The sequence below is a fragment of the Bradyrhizobium sp. UFLA05-125 genome (genome assembly GCF_059803515.1).
On sequence record NZ_JBANBJ010000002.1, the window covers coordinates 122,168 to 139,687 of the forward strand.

The 17,520-nt window shown below is 61.1% G+C and carries 12 protein-coding genes; 5 read left to right on the forward strand and 7 right to left on the reverse strand.

What is annotated here, in order from left to right; genetic code table 11:
* Positions 1-37: 37 nt before the first annotated feature.
* Complete coding sequence (locus SO156_RS03980) at positions 38-967, reverse strand: YiiG family protein (protein ID WP_498533916.1); 930 nt, start codon at positions 965-967, stop codon at positions 38-40.
* Between the two features lie 194 nt (positions 968-1,161).
* Here SO156_RS03980 and SO156_RS03985 point away from each other — a divergent pair, with 194 nt between their 5' ends.
* Together SO156_RS03985 and SO156_RS03990 are read left to right on the forward strand one after the other, a co-directional pair.
* Complete coding sequence (locus SO156_RS03985; protein ID WP_498533917.1) at positions 1,162-1,416, forward strand: hypothetical protein; 255 nt, start codon at positions 1,162-1,164, stop codon at positions 1,414-1,416.
* Positions 1,417-1,423: 7 nt separating this feature from the next.
* Positions 1,424-2,140 carry a tetratricopeptide repeat protein gene (locus SO156_RS03990; protein WP_498533918.1) on the forward strand — a complete coding sequence of 239 codons (717 nt, stop codon included), beginning with the start codon at positions 1,424-1,426 and terminating at the stop codon, positions 2,138-2,140.
* 43 nt (positions 2,141-2,183) lie between these two features.
* On the opposite strand, the gene SO156_RS03995 is transcribed toward SO156_RS03990, so the two are convergent.
* The 3 genes from SO156_RS03995 to SO156_RS04005 form a co-directional block, all read right to left on the reverse strand.
* Positions 2,184-3,290 carry a DUF6892 domain-containing protein gene (locus SO156_RS03995; RefSeq protein WP_498533919.1) on the reverse strand — a complete coding sequence of 369 codons (1,107 nt, stop codon included), beginning with the start codon at positions 3,288-3,290 and terminating at the stop codon, positions 2,184-2,186.
* 1,248 nt (positions 3,291-4,538) lie between these two features.
* Positions 4,539-7,757 carry an autotransporter outer membrane beta-barrel domain-containing protein gene (locus SO156_RS04000; protein ID WP_498533920.1) on the reverse strand — a complete coding sequence of 1,073 codons (3,219 nt, stop codon included), beginning with the start codon at positions 7,755-7,757 and terminating at the stop codon, positions 4,539-4,541.
* Positions 7,758-8,109: 352 nt separating this feature from the next.
* The gene (locus SO156_RS04005) at positions 8,110-8,244 is read right to left on the reverse strand and encodes a hypothetical protein (protein WP_498533921.1); all 135 of its coding nucleotides are present in this window, start codon (positions 8,242-8,244) and stop codon (positions 8,110-8,112) included.
* A 21-nt stretch (positions 8,245-8,265) separates the two neighbouring features.
* Between SO156_RS04005 and SO156_RS04010 the strand changes: the two genes are divergently transcribed.
* Positions 8,266-9,087, forward strand: coding sequence for a helix-turn-helix transcriptional regulator (locus SO156_RS04010; protein ID WP_498533922.1), 822 nt, complete (start codon positions 8,266-8,268; stop codon positions 9,085-9,087).
* Between the two features lie 140 nt (positions 9,088-9,227).
* Here the strand turns inward: SO156_RS04010 and SO156_RS04015 are convergent, their stop codons facing one another.
* The gene (locus SO156_RS04015; RefSeq protein ID WP_498533923.1) at positions 9,228-10,787 is read right to left on the reverse strand and encodes a hypothetical protein; all 1,560 of its coding nucleotides are present in this window, start codon (positions 10,785-10,787) and stop codon (positions 9,228-9,230) included.
* Between the two features lie 182 nt (positions 10,788-10,969).
* On the opposite strand from SO156_RS04015, the gene SO156_RS04020 reads away from it, so the two are divergent.
* Positions 10,970-11,815: an FkbM family methyltransferase gene (locus SO156_RS04020; protein ID WP_498533924.1), complete on the forward strand. Its 846-nt coding sequence runs from the start codon at positions 10,970-10,972 to the stop codon at positions 11,813-11,815.
* 3 nt (positions 11,816-11,818) lie between these two features.
* Positions 11,819-12,604 (forward strand): class I SAM-dependent methyltransferase, encoded by a 786-nt coding sequence (locus tag SO156_RS04025; RefSeq protein ID WP_458143021.1) that lies wholly within the window; start codon positions 11,819-11,821, stop codon positions 12,602-12,604.
* Between the two features lie 239 nt (positions 12,605-12,843).
* Here SO156_RS04025 and SO156_RS04030 read toward each other — a convergent pair whose 3' ends face one another.
* Positions 12,844-14,289, reverse strand: coding sequence for an IS1182 family transposase (locus tag SO156_RS04030; protein WP_498533925.1), 1,446 nt, complete (start codon positions 14,287-14,289; stop codon positions 12,844-12,846).
* 199 nt (positions 14,290-14,488) lie between these two features.
* Positions 14,489-17,401 (reverse strand): tetratricopeptide repeat protein, encoded by a 2,913-nt coding sequence (locus SO156_RS04035; protein ID WP_498533926.1) that lies wholly within the window; start codon positions 17,399-17,401, stop codon positions 14,489-14,491.
* Between the last annotated feature and the right edge of the window lie 119 nt (positions 17,402-17,520).

Consider the following 17,520-nt stretch of genomic DNA (forward strand, 5'->3'; position numbering starts at 1 on the left):
GTCGGTGGAGCATCAGGAAAGCCCGTCGACCGTCAGTTCAACGGAATGCGTTCGACATCGTCACCATCATGTTATACCGCTGGATGACGCCGTTGTAGTCCATCGAGTACGTCATGTTGTCGGCGTGGCCCTTGGCGATGTTGTCGCGCATCTCGCGCAATTTGCCGAGAATATCTCGCGGAGCCGAATCGATCGAGGTGGATTTTCCGGACTCGCGGATCGCCGTATCGAAGTCACGCACGGCGTTGCCGAAGGCCGCGAGCGCTGCATCGAACTGCTGGAGGTCTTCGCCACCCTTCGGGCTCGACGGCATCAGGTCGACCGCCTTCTTCGCCAGTGTCATGGTGTTGAGTACGTGCCAGCGCACGCTTTTGCCTTCGGCCTTTTCGATCTTCGCCAATTGCTGATGATCGAGCATGTCCTTGAATTGGTTCTGCAGTGCCTCGGTCGTGGCGCGCGCAGCGAGAAACGCCGTTGCCGCCGGCACCAGCTTTTCATGCAGCGCCTTGCCGCCGGTCATGTTGTCGGAAAGATAGTCCTTTCGATCGTAGTAGGCTTCCGCTTCGTTCAGGATCGGAATCAGCGTTTCGAAGGCTGAGGCGAGCTGCTTCGTTGCGTCGTCGAGTGCAGGGATCGCCGGCTTGTCGCCCGCTGCCTTGCGCGCCTTCTCGATCGCGTCCTTGGCCGACGATCCGACCGAGTACAGGCCATAGATGATGCGTTCCTTGCCTGTCGGGCCGCGCCTCACATCGACCCAGCTCAGATACCTGTTCCAGGATTCTTTGCCGCGCAGCGAGGCGTTCAGGAGGCCGACGACGCCGTTGGACTTTGCGATGTAACGATCCGTGTCCGAATCCGCGATCTCGTGCAGGCCAAGATCGGGAGGCGGCGATTGTTGTTGCTGTGCCATGGCGGTTGCACAATGCAGGATAACCACGGCGGCGAAGATCGTAGACGAGATTTTCAAGAGCGCCCTCATGAATGAACCCGGCCGTGCATGATGGACGGCCGCTTCCCGCGCTGTTCGTCGCAGGAAGCCGTCTGCCGGTTCAATCGACCGGCCACGAACGTTGGACAGCCGCTTCTCCCCGCCATCTCTGAACCGCAGCCTTTGCAACAGCGACAAAAGGGCCGTCAAATCTGCTAGTCGTCGGACCGAATATGGCATCGCCGCAATTTCACCGTACCATCCTCTCGTCCAACCACCTCAACCGCTGGCTGGTCGCTCTCGCGATCGTATTGGTTGGTTCGGCTTTTGCGGGGAAAGACGCCGCCGTAGCGCAGACCGATAGCGGGACCGCCGCACAATCAAGCCGCAGCGACGAAGAGGTCGCAGGTTACGACGATATCGTGCGCCGGTTCGGCAAGTCCGACGAAGCCCAGTTCGCGCCTGCAGGTCGCGGAGGCGCTGCGTAACAAGGCCATGACCCTAGGCTACTCGGGCTACAAGGCCATCATCCGAGCCAACTCGGCAAGACGAAACGAAGCTTTCAACGAAGCTATCGCGGTCTGCGACGATCTCGTGCGCCGGTTCGGGACGGCGACCGAGCCAGCATTGCGCGAGGAGGTCGCGAAGGCTCTTGTCTACAAGGGCATGGCCCTTGCGCTACTGGATCGCAACGACGAGGAGATCGCTGCTTTCGACGATGTCGTGCGCTGGTTCGGCGCGGCGAGCGAGCCAGAGTTGCGCGAGCAGGTCGCGGAGGCGCTGCGCCACAAGGCCATGACCCTGGCTTTCTCGGGTCGAGGAAACGAAGCTTTCAACGAAGCTCTCACGGTCTACGACGATGTCGTGCGGCGGTTCGGGACAGCAAGCGAGGCGTGGTTGCGCAAACAGGCTGCGAGGGCTCTTCACGAAAAGGGCTACGCATTCAAACGATTTGACCGCAACGAGGAGGCGATCGCGGTCTATGACGATGTGGTCCGGCGGTTCGGGGCGGCGGAGGAGGTGGGATTGCGCGAGGAGGCCGCCGAGGCGTTGTTTAGCAAGAGCTCATTGCTCGAACAATTGGGCCGGCGCAAGGAAGCCATCGCGGTCTATGACGACGTGATAGATCGGTTCGGGACAGCGGAGGAAGAGGAATTACGCAATGCGGTCGAGAATGCTCGACACAAGCGAGGCGTCATTCTTCGGCAATGACCTCGCGATCCGGGTCGGCGTCGTTCAGCCCTCGGGTGCGCCGTCATTCGAACGCCGACGGCGGTGGTCCATCACAAAAAATGAATTGAACGCGGATTCTTACGCCGCGAGCGCGCAACGCCTCCATGACCCGACGCGACGGATGACCTGGCGTCGTGACGTCGGCAAAGATCTGATTGCCCCAGAGATGGCATTCCCCGAGTGCGGGCAGATCGAGCAGCGCCTCGATATTTGAATAAGGCCCAATGGTCAGCGTGAGTCGGGTCAGCTTTGGCAGACGCCGAAGCGGCGCGCTCTTGAAGTCGAATACATCCACAGTCGGCAGATCCAAAAGCTCCGTCACATTCCTGCAAAGCTCGATGCCATCGACGCTTTGAACGTCGAACTCATTCGATTCCCCGGACCAAAACGGCCAAATGTAGGAATGGATCGATGATCCTCCATCGGCGCAATCGATGCGTTCGACCGCACCCAGTTGGTCGGCCGTTAGCGGATAGCGCACGAGATAGTCGTAGACGGGGCGAATGAATTCATAGCCTTTCGCATCGATATCAAAGGGCCGGCCATGCACAAAAGAGGCAAGCTCGCGCTTTGTACCAAGATGGATGATGTTGCGATCAAGCAGGTCGCTCAGGACTGCCAGCTTGAAATTGGGGTCACGGAACGGGTGTCCTGGTGGCTCAGTTGGCGCCGGGTACACCATATCGACTTTCGCAGGAAACGCCGCCTTTTCGCTGACGAACCCGATCACGCGCAGCTCGTCGAACAGAAACTGAAGGCGCAGGGTGGTGTTTGCATCGAGTTTCACAGAACCGAGAGTCGGCATGGGATGCTGGCCGGAGCGAATAAGGAGGTCGGGATAAACGAGTTGTGCCTTACGAAGCGGCATGCCCGCCCGAAGTCCGGCAATATCCACGTCAGGCGAAAACGGTGGATCGACCCACAGCGTGCCATACTCGACGCGGCCGACCACCCCGCTGACGTCGATCTGGGCGACGAAAGCGTGACTGCGCCGGAGGCACATGACCTTGCCTTGCTCATGCGGCAGAGGTCCGCGCCATCTGTCGCCCATGAGCTGACGCAGCGATTGCAGGGAATCTCCAGGCCGAACGGCCGCGAGCGATCGCAGAAAATTCAGCTCATCCGACATCAAGCAAATCCAACTGGGAGCGATGCCCCGTTGGTCGTCAGCGGGCTCTACAAGGTTCGAATTACGGTAAATTGCGGGGACAGTGCAGTTAATTGCCATCGCTTCACCTGCCTGGCCTTCGTGCGGCTTCGGTCCGTGCCTTCCGGGGCCCGCGGCGAGATGCCGAACGATGCAAGCTCAAGACCGGGAAAGTGAGCGTAAAATTGCCTCGCAGTGAAAGGGTGCGTTGTAGACCGGCTCCATACCCACTTTCATGAACCTCCGGCAGCAGGGTTCGCGCCACTGCGCGCTCCGGTCGCTTTCCGGCAGGGGGAAAGGAATTCACGAGGTATGCCAGCTTGCGGCAAGAGACGCAGCCCAGTTGCATGACGGTGCGAAGGGTTCAGCGCAATCGCGAGCTTGGACACGGGGCTCTCATTGCGGCCTTGCCGCTGGGACGGGCTGCGCTTTCTGGTTCGCGGCCAGCGGAGGCGGCTTGGCACTGGCGGAAGGAGGCTGATTCGCCGGAGCAGGCATGGGCGCGGCGGGAGCCGCCGATCCGACCGAGACCGAAATACCGAACAAACGTCGCGGTGCCGTTCGGCACCGTCGTGGGAGTCCAGTTATTGTTGTTGTTATAGTTGCCGTCGGCGGGACTCGCATTCCAGTTGGCGTTCTGCGCCCCTGCCGGAGCGGCAACGCCCATAGTCATCAGCATGATAAGCGTCGCCGCGATCAGGGTCTCGCAACGCCACCGCCCACGCCGGCATTGAGGCGAAGGCTTTGTCCCATGCGAAACGCTGGATTGGCAGTACCGTGAGATGTCCCGATCGATCACGCGATGGCGCATGATGGAAATCAAGCAACAACGCGCCGACGCGTCGGCCATTTGAACCGGCTGCCGCTTGGCCTAGACCGAGGACGACGAAGGCTCTTGCAGATTGGGAGGCATTGAAATTTCGTTGCAACCGTAGCGCCTTGATCGGGTCGCCGCGGGGCACGTGAGGTCGATGAAGTTGGCGCGCCGCGGCCGCGCCGGATCTGATCATTCGCCATGGAGCGGGATCCACATCTCGGGGCTGGAGAGCGATGTGGTTTCCTTGCCTTTCGGTTCATGACTTGACCCGGCCCCGCCCAGGCCGCGGCGCGCGTCGAATCAAAACTTCATCGCCAATGTCTCCTTGACGCGCTGGTCGTTCGTGTTTCGAGCCGAACTGGCCGCGTTCGAGGGCGTGTCGGGTCGGCAGGCCCGCGCACGAAGCGGCGCCCTTACCACGCGTAGCGCACCACGCCCTTGCCGGCGTAGGAGCGGGTGACCTGCGAGAATTCCCCTTCGAAGGTCGCCGCCGCCGACCAGCCGTTCAGCCATTTCATTTCGGCGGATGCGGTGGTGAGCGCGGAGTCGTGCGCCTGCGCGGCGCCGTTGACGACGAAGCTCGCGCCCGGCAGTGCCTGGAAGGTCGCGGCGATCGTGCGATCCGGGTTGAAGTCATGCGCCCACGCAACGCGGCCGCGCAGCGTCAGGACGCCGTTCGGCTGCGCAAAGGATTTGTCGGTGCGCAGGCCGAGCTCGGTGCGCGTGTCCGTCGCGTCCTTGGCCGCATAGTTGAGCGCGAAGGCCGACGCGCCGGAGATCACCTGTTCGGAATAGCCGGGGAGTTGGAACGTCGTGGCCTGGGCGGCCGCATAAGGCGTGAACCCGACGCCGCCGATCCACGGCGCCACGAAGCGATAGCCGCCTTCGAGCCGACCCGACCACGCATTGGCGTTGAACTCGGCGCGCAGATGATCGATGCCCGCAATCGTCACGGTGCGGTCGGTGGTCACATCCTGCCAGCCATAGGCAGCTGCGGCCGTGACATAGGCGGGGCCGTTGGTGTGATGCACATACGCGCCGGCCTGGAACAGGTCGGAGCGTCCGCCGCCGAGCCCGTTGACGCCGAAATTGGTGCCGCCGCCGGCCACCGAAAAGCCGGCCAGCGTGTTCGGCGAGAACAGGTAGTCCGCGCCGACGGCCGTTCCGAAGATGCTGCTGGTCGCCCGGTTCGATCCGACGACGGTATTGCCGTCGGTGGTCTGCGAACCGCCAAATCCCGCGGCCCACACGCTCCAGCGCTGCTCGAACGGGCGTGCGCGCAGCGGCGTCTTGGTGAACATGGCATAGGCGTTCGCGGGACCTTCTTCCGCATACCCCGCCGCGCCCGCGGGACTGTCGCCGCAGCGGTCGCGCACGACAGCCGAATTGGTGCCACAGCCGATGTCGCGCATGAAGGGATCGGTCAGAAGGCCCATGAACTGGCCCATGGCGTTGAAGGTGGTCTGCTGCGACCCGGTCGCATGCTCGCCCGAGGCCTGCGTCAGGCCGGCGGGCGTCAGGCTGGTATAGACCATCGGAATGCCACCGGTGGAATTGAAGTAGCCGACCAGCGCGTTGCCGACCGCCAGCTGATTTTGATTGATCCCCGGCCCACCGAAGCCCAGTGTGAGATTGAGATAGACGTGGTTGGCGTCATAGCTCAGGCTATCGTGGAAGTTGGCGGGAAGGCCGACGTTGTTCAGAGCGGATGAAAACGTCCCGGAGACTCCACCTGTTGCGGTCAGGATTGTGTACTGCTTGCTGACATAGCTGCCGGGAGCGAACGCGGCATTGACGGTCGCCCCGCCCAACGTTGCCGTCCCCGTGACATTCACAGAGGAGGCGGTCGAAGGGTTCAGCATGATCTCGTAAATCGCACCGGACTGGAAGGCGAGACTGCCGGAGATCGCGAGCGATGTTCCCGGCGTGCTATCGCCGCCGAATAGTGCGCCGCCCGAATTGACTTGCGTATTGCCGACCGTGCCCGTGCCGAAAAGAGTGGCACCGCTGTTCACTGTGGTAAGGCCTGAGGTGGCGATCGAACCATCGACCTCTAGCGCGCCGCCATTGACGATGGTCTGGCCAGTATAGGTGTTAGTGCCGGACAAGACCATCTTGCCAGAGCCGCTCTTGTTCAGGCCGCCGGCACCGGAGATCCCGCCGGAATAGATCGAGCTGGCATTGTTGCCACCAGTCGTCAGCGTCGCCGACCCCAGCGTGACATTGCCGGCCCCAGCGAGCGAGCCGATGGTCTGGTCGAAACCGGCCAAGTCGAGTTTCGCTCCGGTCGCAACCGTGAACGTGCTTTTCGGTGCAAACGCATTCGCCGCTCCGGCCTGCAATGTGCCTGCATTGACATCGGTCGCTGCCGAGTAGGTACTGGTGCCTGACAGGATCAGGGTCCCGCTGCCAATTTTTACGAGAATGCCGCTGTGGCCTGGAAATCCATCCTCGACGACACCGGAGAGCGTCAAGGTGTTGGCTTGCGTGTCGATGGTGGCGCCTGACGGTCCTACGAAGAGGAGATTGGCAAAGGAAAGGCCCGCTGCGCCGGACTGGAATGTACCGCCGTCCACCTCGATCGAACCGCTGCCGATTGAGCTGTTGCTCGTGACCTGCAGCGTACCGGCGGCCACGTTCGTGAGACCGCTGTAGGTGTTGATGCCGCTCCCAGACAAAATCAGGGTCCCGCTGCCGATTTTCGTGAAGTTCCCGGGGTGTCCGGGGAATCCGTCCTCGACAACACCACTGAGCGTCAGGGTATTGGCCTGCGTGTCGATGGTAGCGCCTGACGGCCCTACTAAGAAGAGATTGGCAAAGGAAAGGCCCGCCGCGCCGGACTGGAATGTACCGCCGTCCACCTCGATCGGGCCGCTGCCGACCGAGCTGTTGTTGGTGACCTGTAGCGTACCTGCCGACACGACTGTGAGGCCAGTATAGGCGTTGACGCCAGCGAGTGTCAGAGTGCCGGTCCCAATCTTGGTCAGCCCACCGCCAACGCCACCACCGGCTCCTCCATCGGAGATGATCCCGGCCACCGTCGTCGACGCATTGTTGCCACCGACTGTCAACATGTTGCCGCCAAGATAGAAGGTCCCGGCTCCCCCGATGGAGCCGACCGACACCCGCTGGTCGGCGGCGGGTCCGACCGTTTGCGAGAAATCCGTCGTTGCACCCACACTGCTGCCGATGGCGACATCGTCCGCCGTGCTCTGCCCGGCGAAATTTAGGGTGCCACTGTTGGCGATCGAGACGCTGCCACCGTTGACGGCAATACCGGCGCCCGTGAACGTGAGAGACTGTGCTGCTCCTAGCGAGAATAGATAATTGCTCGCGCTGGCATTGAAAGTCCAACCTCCCACAGAGGTAGCCGCGCTGGAAAACGTAATATTGCTACCCGTAGTGCTGGTAGCGCCGAAAGATGCCGTGCCCGCGCCTGTAGGCACCGCTCCGGGGGTCCAGTTCGCGTTGTTATTGTAATTGTTATCCGCGGGGTTCGTATTCCAGGCGGCATTCTGCGCCCGCGCTGGTGCGGCGAGGACCACGATCGCAGCTAGGGAAGTTCCTGCCAGCAGCGCGGCACGCGTCAGCGTTCTGGTCGCGGCAACGGCAACAATAGTCGTCTTTATCATTCACATCCCAAAAAGCGATCGCACGAGCATTCTCCCACCCGGCGATAGGTTCGGTTGTGACTTATCGGATGCTGAGGCGAATCGTCTTGGCGAGACCGGAACAGCCGATATGCTAATCCGGCCCTCTGGCGGCCTGCGAGCGGCCTGTGGCCCGATCGACACAGGTCAAGCACGTCCCAAACGGAACGCTGGATTGGCGGTACGGCGGGATTGTAGCGATCGATCAGGCATTGTCGCATGATTGGAAATCGTGCGACAACACGCCGGCGCGTCGGCCATTTGAACCGGAAGCCGCCTCGGTGCGACCGAGGACGACGAGTGCTTCTTACAGGCCGGGGGGCCCATGCAGGATCTACAACCGTTTCGGCACGTTCGGATTTCCACGCAGGACATTCCCGAAAAAAAACGCCTCGCCACCTGGCGCGAGATCTATGGGCGAGGGATTGCCAGTGTCGATATCGATCCGATCGGCGATGCGCCGTTCCATGCCGATGTCACGTTCAGCCTGATGCCGGACGTCTACATTGCAGCTGGCTCGCGGTCCCCCGCGCACTACCGGGTCACGCGCGAGCTTGCGGGGCGGAGCCGCGATGGCATCACGATCAGCATCTTGCGGAGCGGAGCCGCCAGCGCCACGCAATTCAACAAGGAACTGATGAGCGGAGTTGGCAGCGCCAGCGTGTTGACGTCTGACGCTCCGTCGACGAGCAGTTTGCATTCTGAGGGGAGCTTCATCACTCTTGGCTTGTTGCGCCCGGCTATTGCCGCGCTTGTTCCGAACCTTTCGTCGGCCTTCGGCCGCCCGATTCCGAGCGAGAATCGGGCGTTGCGTCTCCTGACCAGGTATCTCGATATCGTCCAGACCGGCGATGAATTGGGGAATCGCGAAATCGCCCATAGCGTGTCGACGCACATTCTTGATCTTGCCGCGCTCGCGCTTGGTGCTCGTGGCGACAGCGCCGATATCGCCAAACAGCGTGGGGCAAGGGCTGCACGCCTTGCGGCGATCAGGTCCGACGTCCTGCGCAGGCTTGGTCATGGCGATCTATCCGCGGAGGGCATCGCTGCGAGCCACGGAATATCATCGCGCTATCTGCGCAAATTATTCGAGGAAGAGGGCTCGTCGTTTTCCTCGTTCGTCCTAGCCGAACGCTTGATTGGAGCCCGGCGCATGCTGATTGATCGGTATTATGCCCATCTCAACATTGCGCAGATCGCTCATGAAAACGGCTTCAACGATATCTCCCATTTCAATCGGGCGTTCCGTCGCCAGTTCGGTGCCACGCCATCTGATTTCCGTGACGCCGCAAAACGGGAATGGCTGACCTGACGCTTCAATTGCGCCATCGAGCTCCACGAACCTGTCAATCGATCGCAGTAGATGATTGGGCTGAGCGTGCCGCGAGTCCAGTGCTGTCACCGTAATTGCGGTCGCGACGCCACACGATGCTTTGATCGGCGGATGACCAGCTACTTCGGCAACTGCACCTCAAACCCGCGAAGCGGCGCGAGACATGTCGCACAATACTCTACCCACACAGTGTCGGCGCCCGTGCAGGGCGGGTCCACCGCCATCAGGAAGCGCATGGGCTGGGTGATGAAGAAGCTGGACGACTCGACCCGGCAATAGCTCCGCGACTTCAGATAATCCGTGAGCGCATCGAGCTTCATGAAATGGCGGGAGGTGTCGGTGTAGCCGGCATAGTTGAACAGCTCGAATGGCGGCCGGTCATCTTCGCGAAGGGCTTCACGGAACGCCGTGACTTGCGCGGCGACAAACCCGACCAGCAGCAACGCGATGACGGGAGCTCGCCAGATCGTGCGAAGGTTGCCGAGACCTGAGGCTATCGAAACGAAGAGGAGGAACTGCGGTATGATGTAGTAGCGATCGGCAACGCTGGCGATCGAGAGGCGCAGCGCGGGGAAATAGGCAATCGTCCACAAGACGAACAGCGGCAGGATCAGTTGCTCCGGCGCGCTTCGTTTGGAGCGGAACGCTCCGAGCGCGGTCGCCGCAAATAGTGCGAGAAGCAACGCCAAGCGCGCGTGCAGCGCGATCATCTCGACCGGGCCGGGCAGGTAGGAGACGACGCGCTCGAGCAGGATTACGCCCGACACCGTCCCGATAAAGCTGACATCGCCGATCGGCGAGGCGGCCAGCGAGAGCACCACGAAGCCGACAAGCAGCACATTGACGTATCTCGCGACGCGCCGCTCGGTGATCGCCCTCAGCACGTGCGGAAGAAGGCGGCATTCCAGACGAAGATAGGCATGCGTTGCGAGCGCGACCAAAGCGAGGCCCATCAGCATCGCCGGCAGCACGCGGCCGACGAAGCTGCCGTCGCCGACGAAATATCTGGCGGACAGGACGAATTGAACAAGCAGGTTCAACTGCCCGATCAGCAGCAGCCGCGCACTGCCTTCACCCGGCCATTTGAGCGCGATAAATGTTGCCGCTGCAGCAAAGGACAGCGCGGCAGCCGCAAAGATCGCGTGACTCCAGCATCCCAGCGAGAAGGTGAGGAGAAGAAGAAAGAGCCATTTCGGTTGGCTTCGACCTGGCTCCAGCACATGCGGGAGCGCCAGGAGTACAAGCGATAGCAGAAGGTTCTGCAATGCGTTCACTTCCCAGGCGATACGACTGTAGAAAAGGAACAGGAGCGAGGATCCCATCAGCAGCACGAAGTAGATTGCTGCGGCTCCTCCTCGCCAGAGAGCAAGAACGGTCAGGCAAAGGGCCAGACTGTTCAGAACGACGCCCGCGAGCCGCAGGCTGCCGACGCCGGGCGGGATGATCGAGAAGATGATCGTCACGATCTCCGGGAAGAGCGATCCCGTGTAGCCGTTCATGCCCCGGAGCGTGAACATCCCGCGCGCCTCCTGCTCGAACGCGCGCAGGCCGACCCAGGCTTCGTCGCCGTGAAGACCGGGAAACGAATTCAGCCGAACGGACAGGGCGGCCGCGACAACGGCAATGATCACTGCCAGCAGGCCTGCGCAGGCGGTGTGCTTGTAACGACGCGGCTCCACGCCAGGGTGTGCAGAGGCCGGCCAAAGATGAGGATGCATGCGCGCCGGCCGCCGTCTGAATTCGCCGACGGCAGGCATATGTGGGAAAAGATCCCACGTCAAGCTGGCTGATCTCGGGATCAGCTTCGCACAAGCGGAAATTGGAATAGTGGCATCTGATCTAGGTTAAAGGAGATTCTGCAATGCCTATCGCGGGGCAAAAGCTGGCCTTTGTCTTGGCCTCGTCCAACCATGGAACGATGATAGTCAATCGATTCGACTATCGCATGGTCAGTCCTGACCGTGGCTACGGCGTGGGGTTTCAGATCCTGGAAACGGCCGCCTTCGATCCAGGCGAAGTCAAGGCAGCTCTCGACTTGTTGGCATTACGACGGCGGCACCACGGTGACGGAGTGATCGCCATTGATTGTGGCGCGAATATCGGCGTGCACACGATCGAATGGGCCTCGTCGATGACAGGCTGGGGTTCGGTGATTGCGATCGAAGCCCAGGAGCGGATCTACTATGCGCTGGCGGGCAACATTGCCATTAACAACTGCTTTAATGCGTTAGCGGTGCATGCTGCCGTTTCCTCCGAATCCGGCACGATGCAAATTCCAAATCCAAACTATCTTACGCCTTCCAGCTTCGGCAGCCTGGAATTGCGGCAGCGCCCGGGTAACGAATTCATAGGTCAGTCGATCAACTATACCGACAACACGGTGCCCGTACAAAAAATGACGCTGGACGAGCTCAACCTGCCTCGAGTCGATTTCATCAAGATTGATATCGAGGGAATGGAAATGGAAGCCCTTGCGGGTGCTTGGGAGACGATCAAGAAGTATCGCCCGATGCTGTTCATCGAAAAAATCAAGACGGATAACCGGCAACTCGAGCATTGGCTACGGGACAACAGCTACCAGTCGTTGGCTCTCGGCATCAACATTCTGGCAGTACATCAAAGCGATGAGTGTTCGAAGGATATCAACGGACTTCAAGGCTCCGGCCAGCATCCTGAAGCACGCGGCGTCGCGGAAGCAAATGCGTAGAGCATGTCAGTAGCTGAACTGGGACTCAGGCCGGTCTCGAAGGCGCACATGGCCTGCAAGATCTGCGGCGGCCGATCGCCGCTCTATGGCGTCGTCGACATGAACCGCCCTTGTGAGATTTCGAGAGACCAGCACACCCCGCTCTCGGGCATCCCGATCTATTATCGCCGGTGTGCAACCTGCGGCTTCCTGTTCACCGATGCGTTCGACGACTGGGGTCTCGGCGATTTCAAGACCCACATCTACAACGACGACTACCACATCTTCGATCCTGACTATCGCAGCAAGCGTCCGAGCGGAAACGCCGATTGGGTGGCCAACCTGTGGGCTCCTCACAAGGCCGGCATGAGGGTGCTCGACTACGGCGGCGGCAACGACGTGCTTTGTTCCAGATTGAGGGCGCATGGCTTCAAGGAAGCCGTCACCTACGATCCGATGGTCGAGGAGCATGCAGGTCAACCCAGCGGGAGGTTCGACTTGGTGACGTGCTTCGAGACGCTCGAGCACCTGCCTGATCCGGTGGACGGGATCGGCAGGATCGTCGAATTCGTGGGCGAGCCGGGTGCCGTGCTCTATTCCACGCTGACCCAGCCCGAGGACATATGCAATTCCGGTGTCGCCTGGTGGTACGTCGGGCCGCGCAATGGTCACATCTCGATCTTCACCAAACAGGCGCTGGCTGCGGCTTGGGGCAAATACGGCTTCAAGACGGCTTCCCTCAATGCTGGGGTCCATCTGGCCTTTCGCAATCTTCCCGCCAGCTGGGCGCTGAGGACGTCGCAAAGCTAGGCGAGGGCGCTGGTGTGCGGCACACCGTTGGGTCGATCGCGTCGTTGTGACACTGGTAAGACGACTCTGGTCTAGCCATGTCGCAATCGGGTCATGGTTGTGTGTAAACGGATAGGTCGGCACGCGGCCGTGATCGTCAATCGTTGCAGGCGGCTCATGTTCTCGCGTCGGATCGTTCGATGACGGCCAAAGTGGGTATCGCGACGCGGTATTGCGCTTTTGGACGCACTTTCCGGCCTTCAGGCGGCGCGGATGGCTGCAATCAGGCTCGGTTTGCCGACGATGTTCATCACCCGTGTGAGGTTATAGGCGAGAACATGCAGCGCCATCTCAGCGGCGACATTCCGTAGGCGCTTCATCAGGAAGTGGGTCGCACCCATACGGGCTTTGATCGTGCCGAAGGGATGCTCGACCGTCTCGCGCCGCGTCCGCATGGCGTCGGGATCGGAATCGAGCCGTCTCTGGACCTCCTCGACCACATGCTCATGCTCCCAGCGCGCGATGCGGCGTTCCTTGGACGGCGTACATTGGCTCTTGATCGCGCAGCCTTGGCACGCCGCTGTCGACCAGTAACGGCGCAGCGTCATTCCATGCTCGATGTTGGTGTAGTGATAGGGCAGCAGCTGGCCGGATGGGCAGCGGTAGACGTCCTCATCAGGCAGGTAGGCGAAGTCCTGTTTGCCGAACCGGCCCTCCGCCTTGGCGTTCGACGTCATGGGCTTGGGCAAGGTGACTGCAACGCCAGCCTCTTCGCAGGCTAATATCTCCTCTCCGTCGAAGTAGCCACGGTCGGCGATCGCCTCGAGTTTGTCCACTTCGAGCACTTCTTTGGCTTGCTTCGACATCCGAGCAAGCTGCCCACGGTCGTTGCCTACGTTTATGACCTCGTGCGTGACAATCAGATGGTGTTCGGTGTCCACCGCGACCTGGACATTGTAGCCGACGACACCCGATCCGCGTCCGCTGGTGGCCATCGAACGGGCATCCGGATCGGTGAGCGATATCTGTTGATCCGGCGTGTTGCGCATCTCCGCATCAAGCACTTCCAGGCGGCTCATCTCCTGCTTCAGCCGAGCGATCTTTTCCTTGATTCTCGTCGTCTTGATGCTAATCGCTTCCGATGGCCCCTGCCGATCGGCGCTATCGAGTTGACGCAGATATCGACCGACGCTTTCCTCGATCTGCGCCATCCGCCTCGTCATCTTGGCATGCGTGAAGTTGCGGTCGCGGTTGTTCACCGCCTTGAACTTGCTGCCGTCGATCGCGACGCTTGGGGTCTGCAACAGGCCCATTTGCCGGCATAGTGCAATGAACTTCGCACAAACCTTCCGGATCGCCGCTCCATTGTCCTTCCGGAAATCGGCGATCGTCTTATGATCGGGAGCCAGGCGGGCGATCAGCCACATCACCTCGATATTGCGGCACGCCTCACGTTCTAGACGGCGACTGGATTGCACCCGATTGAGATAACCGTAGATGTAAAGCTTCAGAAGGACTGCCGGATGATAGGACGGCCGGCCTGTCTCCTTGGCGATCACACGCTCAAACCCCATTCCATGCAGGTCGATCGCCTCGACAAACGCATCGATCACATGAACCGCGTTGTCCTTGCTTACCCAATCCTCCAGACATTCCGGCAAGAGCGTCAGCTGGGATCTGTCCGCGCCTTTAACGAAGCGTCCCATCCGTATCCCCCATCAGGAAACGGAGAAATCCTAGCCGACTCGTGGCTTTTCACACAGCCAGGGTCATAAAGCGAAATCCTCGGCGCAAGCACAAAGCTTCTACTTTGCCCCCCGAGAGCGGACAAAGACGTTGCACAACGAGCTGAGGCAGCATCTCGGGGGGCTTCCCAATTCCTAAGGCCCCGGCTTTGCCGGGGGATTACTCTGCGCCGATCGTCCTTTTCTCCGGGCTCCAGCCAGCAATGACCTTGCGCAATTCGGTGCGCACCTGCTCGATGACTCCCGACCATTCGCGCGGCGCGTTTTGCCTGAACAGCCTCATGGACCGATACCACGGGCTGTCGTCGCGGTTCAGCAGCCAGCGCCAATCTGGGTTGAAAGGCAACATGGTCCAAACGGGAGCGCCCAGCGCGCCGGCGAGGTGAACGACGCCGGTGTCGACCGAGATCACCAGATCGAGACAGGAAATCAGTGCCGCCGTGTCGCTGAAATCCGTGAGCTGTTCCGTCAGGTCCACTGTGTTGGAACATTCGCCGAGGAACGCCCGGTCCTGATCCCGGACGCCTTTTTGCAGGCTGACGAACTGGACGTCGCAATCCAGGAGAGGAGCGAGCGTGCGCAGTGCCATCGACCGGTTGTGATCGTTCTTGTGATCCGGATTCCCCCACCAGACAAGACCGACACGGAAGCGATTGCGGGGGCCAATCCGGTCTTCAAGCCTGTCTTCCCAGGCCTCCACGCGCGCCGCCGGAGGCGCAGGAAGGTACGGCTCTGCGAACGGGATCGCATCGAGCCGCGTCCCGAACGCCAGCGGCAGGCTTCCAAGAGGGCAGTGCAGGTCGAACGGCAGCGACGTCGAAGACGATCGGACGGTACACGTTGCGACGCCGGGCACCCTAGCCAGGAGCTGCTGGATCGGAGGCTGGACTTCCAGGATCACTCGAGCGCCGAGCGCGGCCACCATGGGCACATAGCGCGCAAACTGAATTGCATCGCCCAATCCCTCGTCGGCATGAAGCAATATGGTCTTGCCTTCGATCGGCTGGTCACCAAGCCAAAGGGGGCGGGAAAAACCGCGACCGGCGAGGCCGAGGGACGATGCTTTCCAACGGGCCTCGCGTCCCAGCCAGCCCCGCGCAAAGTCTCCGGTCAGCAGCTGAAGCAGAGCGAAATTGAAAATCGTCGGCGCGCGGTCTGGGTCGATCGCCAAGGATCTGTGAAAGGTCGCGAAGGCTTCATCCAGCAATTGCAGATCCAACAATATCCATGCCTTGTTGGAAAGCGCTGCGGCAAAATCCGGACGAAGCTCGAGCGCGCGATCGAAGCTCGCGAGTGCCTGCTCGATCCGGCCAAGTCTCGAATGAAGCAAGCCAAGGTTGTTGTGCGTTTCCGGCAGACCGGAGTCCAGTGCAATAGACTTCCCGTAGTCGGCCTCCGCTTCCTCGAACCGGTTCGCCTCTTGGAGGCAAACGCCGCGCATTTGATACAGAACTGCGGAATTCGGATTCAGTTTCTCTGCTACGTCCAGGTATTCCAGGGCTTCCGCATATCGGCCGAGATCAAACAGCAGCTTGCCGCAGTTATTCGTTGCCTCCAGGTATTGCGGATTCAGTTTCAGCGCCCGCTGGAAATGCAGCACAGCCTCGTCCATGCGCCCGAGTTGCCAGTGCTGATAGCCGAGGTAATTCGAGAGGAGCGCATCCTGGGGTTTGGGGGGCAAGGCCTTGCCCGGGTGTTGCCGCGGTTCCGACTGCCGCGCGGAAACCAGGCCCTCCAGTTCGAGGCGAACGCTGTCCACGACGCTGGCCCAGTCGCCTCTCCTGGGTTGCCTGAACAGCCTCATGGACGAATACCACGGGCTGTCGTCGCGGTTGAGCAGCCAGCGCCAATCCGGGTTGAAAGGCAACATGGTCCAGACGGGAGCGCCCAGCGCGCCGGCGAGATGGACGACGCTGGTGTCGACCGAGATCACCAGATCAAGGCAGGAAATCAGCGCCGCGGTGTCGCTGAAGTCCGTGAGCTGGTCCGTCAGGTCGACGATGTCGGAGCGTTCGCCGAGGAACGGGCGGTCCTGATCCCGGACGCCTTTTTGCAGGCTGACGAACTGGACGTCGCAATCCAGCAGGGGAGCAAGCGTGCGCAGTGCCATCGATCGGTTGTGATCGTTGTTGTGATCCGGATTCCCCGACCAGGCAAGACCGACGCGGAAGCGATTGCGGGGGCCAATCCGGTCTTCAAACCGGTCTTCCCAGGCCTTCACGCGCGCCGGCGGGGGCGCAGGGAGGTACGGCTCGGCGAACGGGATCGTATCGAGCCGCGTCCCGAACGCCAGGGGCAGGCTTCCAAGCGGGCAGTGCAGGTCGAACCCCAGCGACGCCGAAGACGATCGGCCGATACATGTTGCGACGCCGGACACCTCAGCCAGGAGCCGCTGGAGCGGAGGCGGGACCTCCAGGACGACCTGAGCGCCGAGCGCGGCCACGATGGGCACATAGCGCGCAAACTGAATTGCATCGCCCAATCCCTCGTCGGCATGAAGCAATATGGTCTTGCCTTCGATCGGCTGGTGACGAAGCCAGAGGGGCTGCGAAAATCCGCGATCGACGAGGCCGAGAGACGCTTTCCAACGGGCCTCGCGTCCCAACCAGCCCCGCTCAAAATCTCCGGTCAGCATCTGAAGCAGCGCGAGATTCCAGATCGTGTGGGCATTGCCCGGATCTATCGCCTGCGATTTGTGGAAGGCCGCGAAAGCCTCATCCACAAATTGCAGGCTCCACAACGCCCGTGCCTTTTCGTTGAGCGCTGCGGAAAAATTCGGACGAAGTTCGAGCGCGCGATCGATGCTCGCTAGTGCCTGCTCCATCCGGCCAAATCTCGAATGGAGCGTGCCAAGGTTCTTGTGCGTCTCCGCCTCGCCGGGGTTCAGCACAATGGACCTCTCGAAATCGGCCTGCGCTTCCTCGAACCGGCCCAACCGCTGGAAGCAAAGGCCGCGCGTTTGATGCAGAGCTGCGATATTCGGATTGAGCTTCTCGAACAGGTTGAAGCACTCCAGGGCTTCGGCATACCGGCCGAGATCAAACAGCGATTTGCCCTGCTTCGCGGCCTCCAAACTTCGTTTTGCGGCCTCCAGATTTTGCGGTGCGATCTTCTGGGATTGTTTGGCCGCAGCCCGGCGCTCTTGACGGTTCATAAGCTGACCAGGAAAAAGTGGACAACGTCGGATGGCTC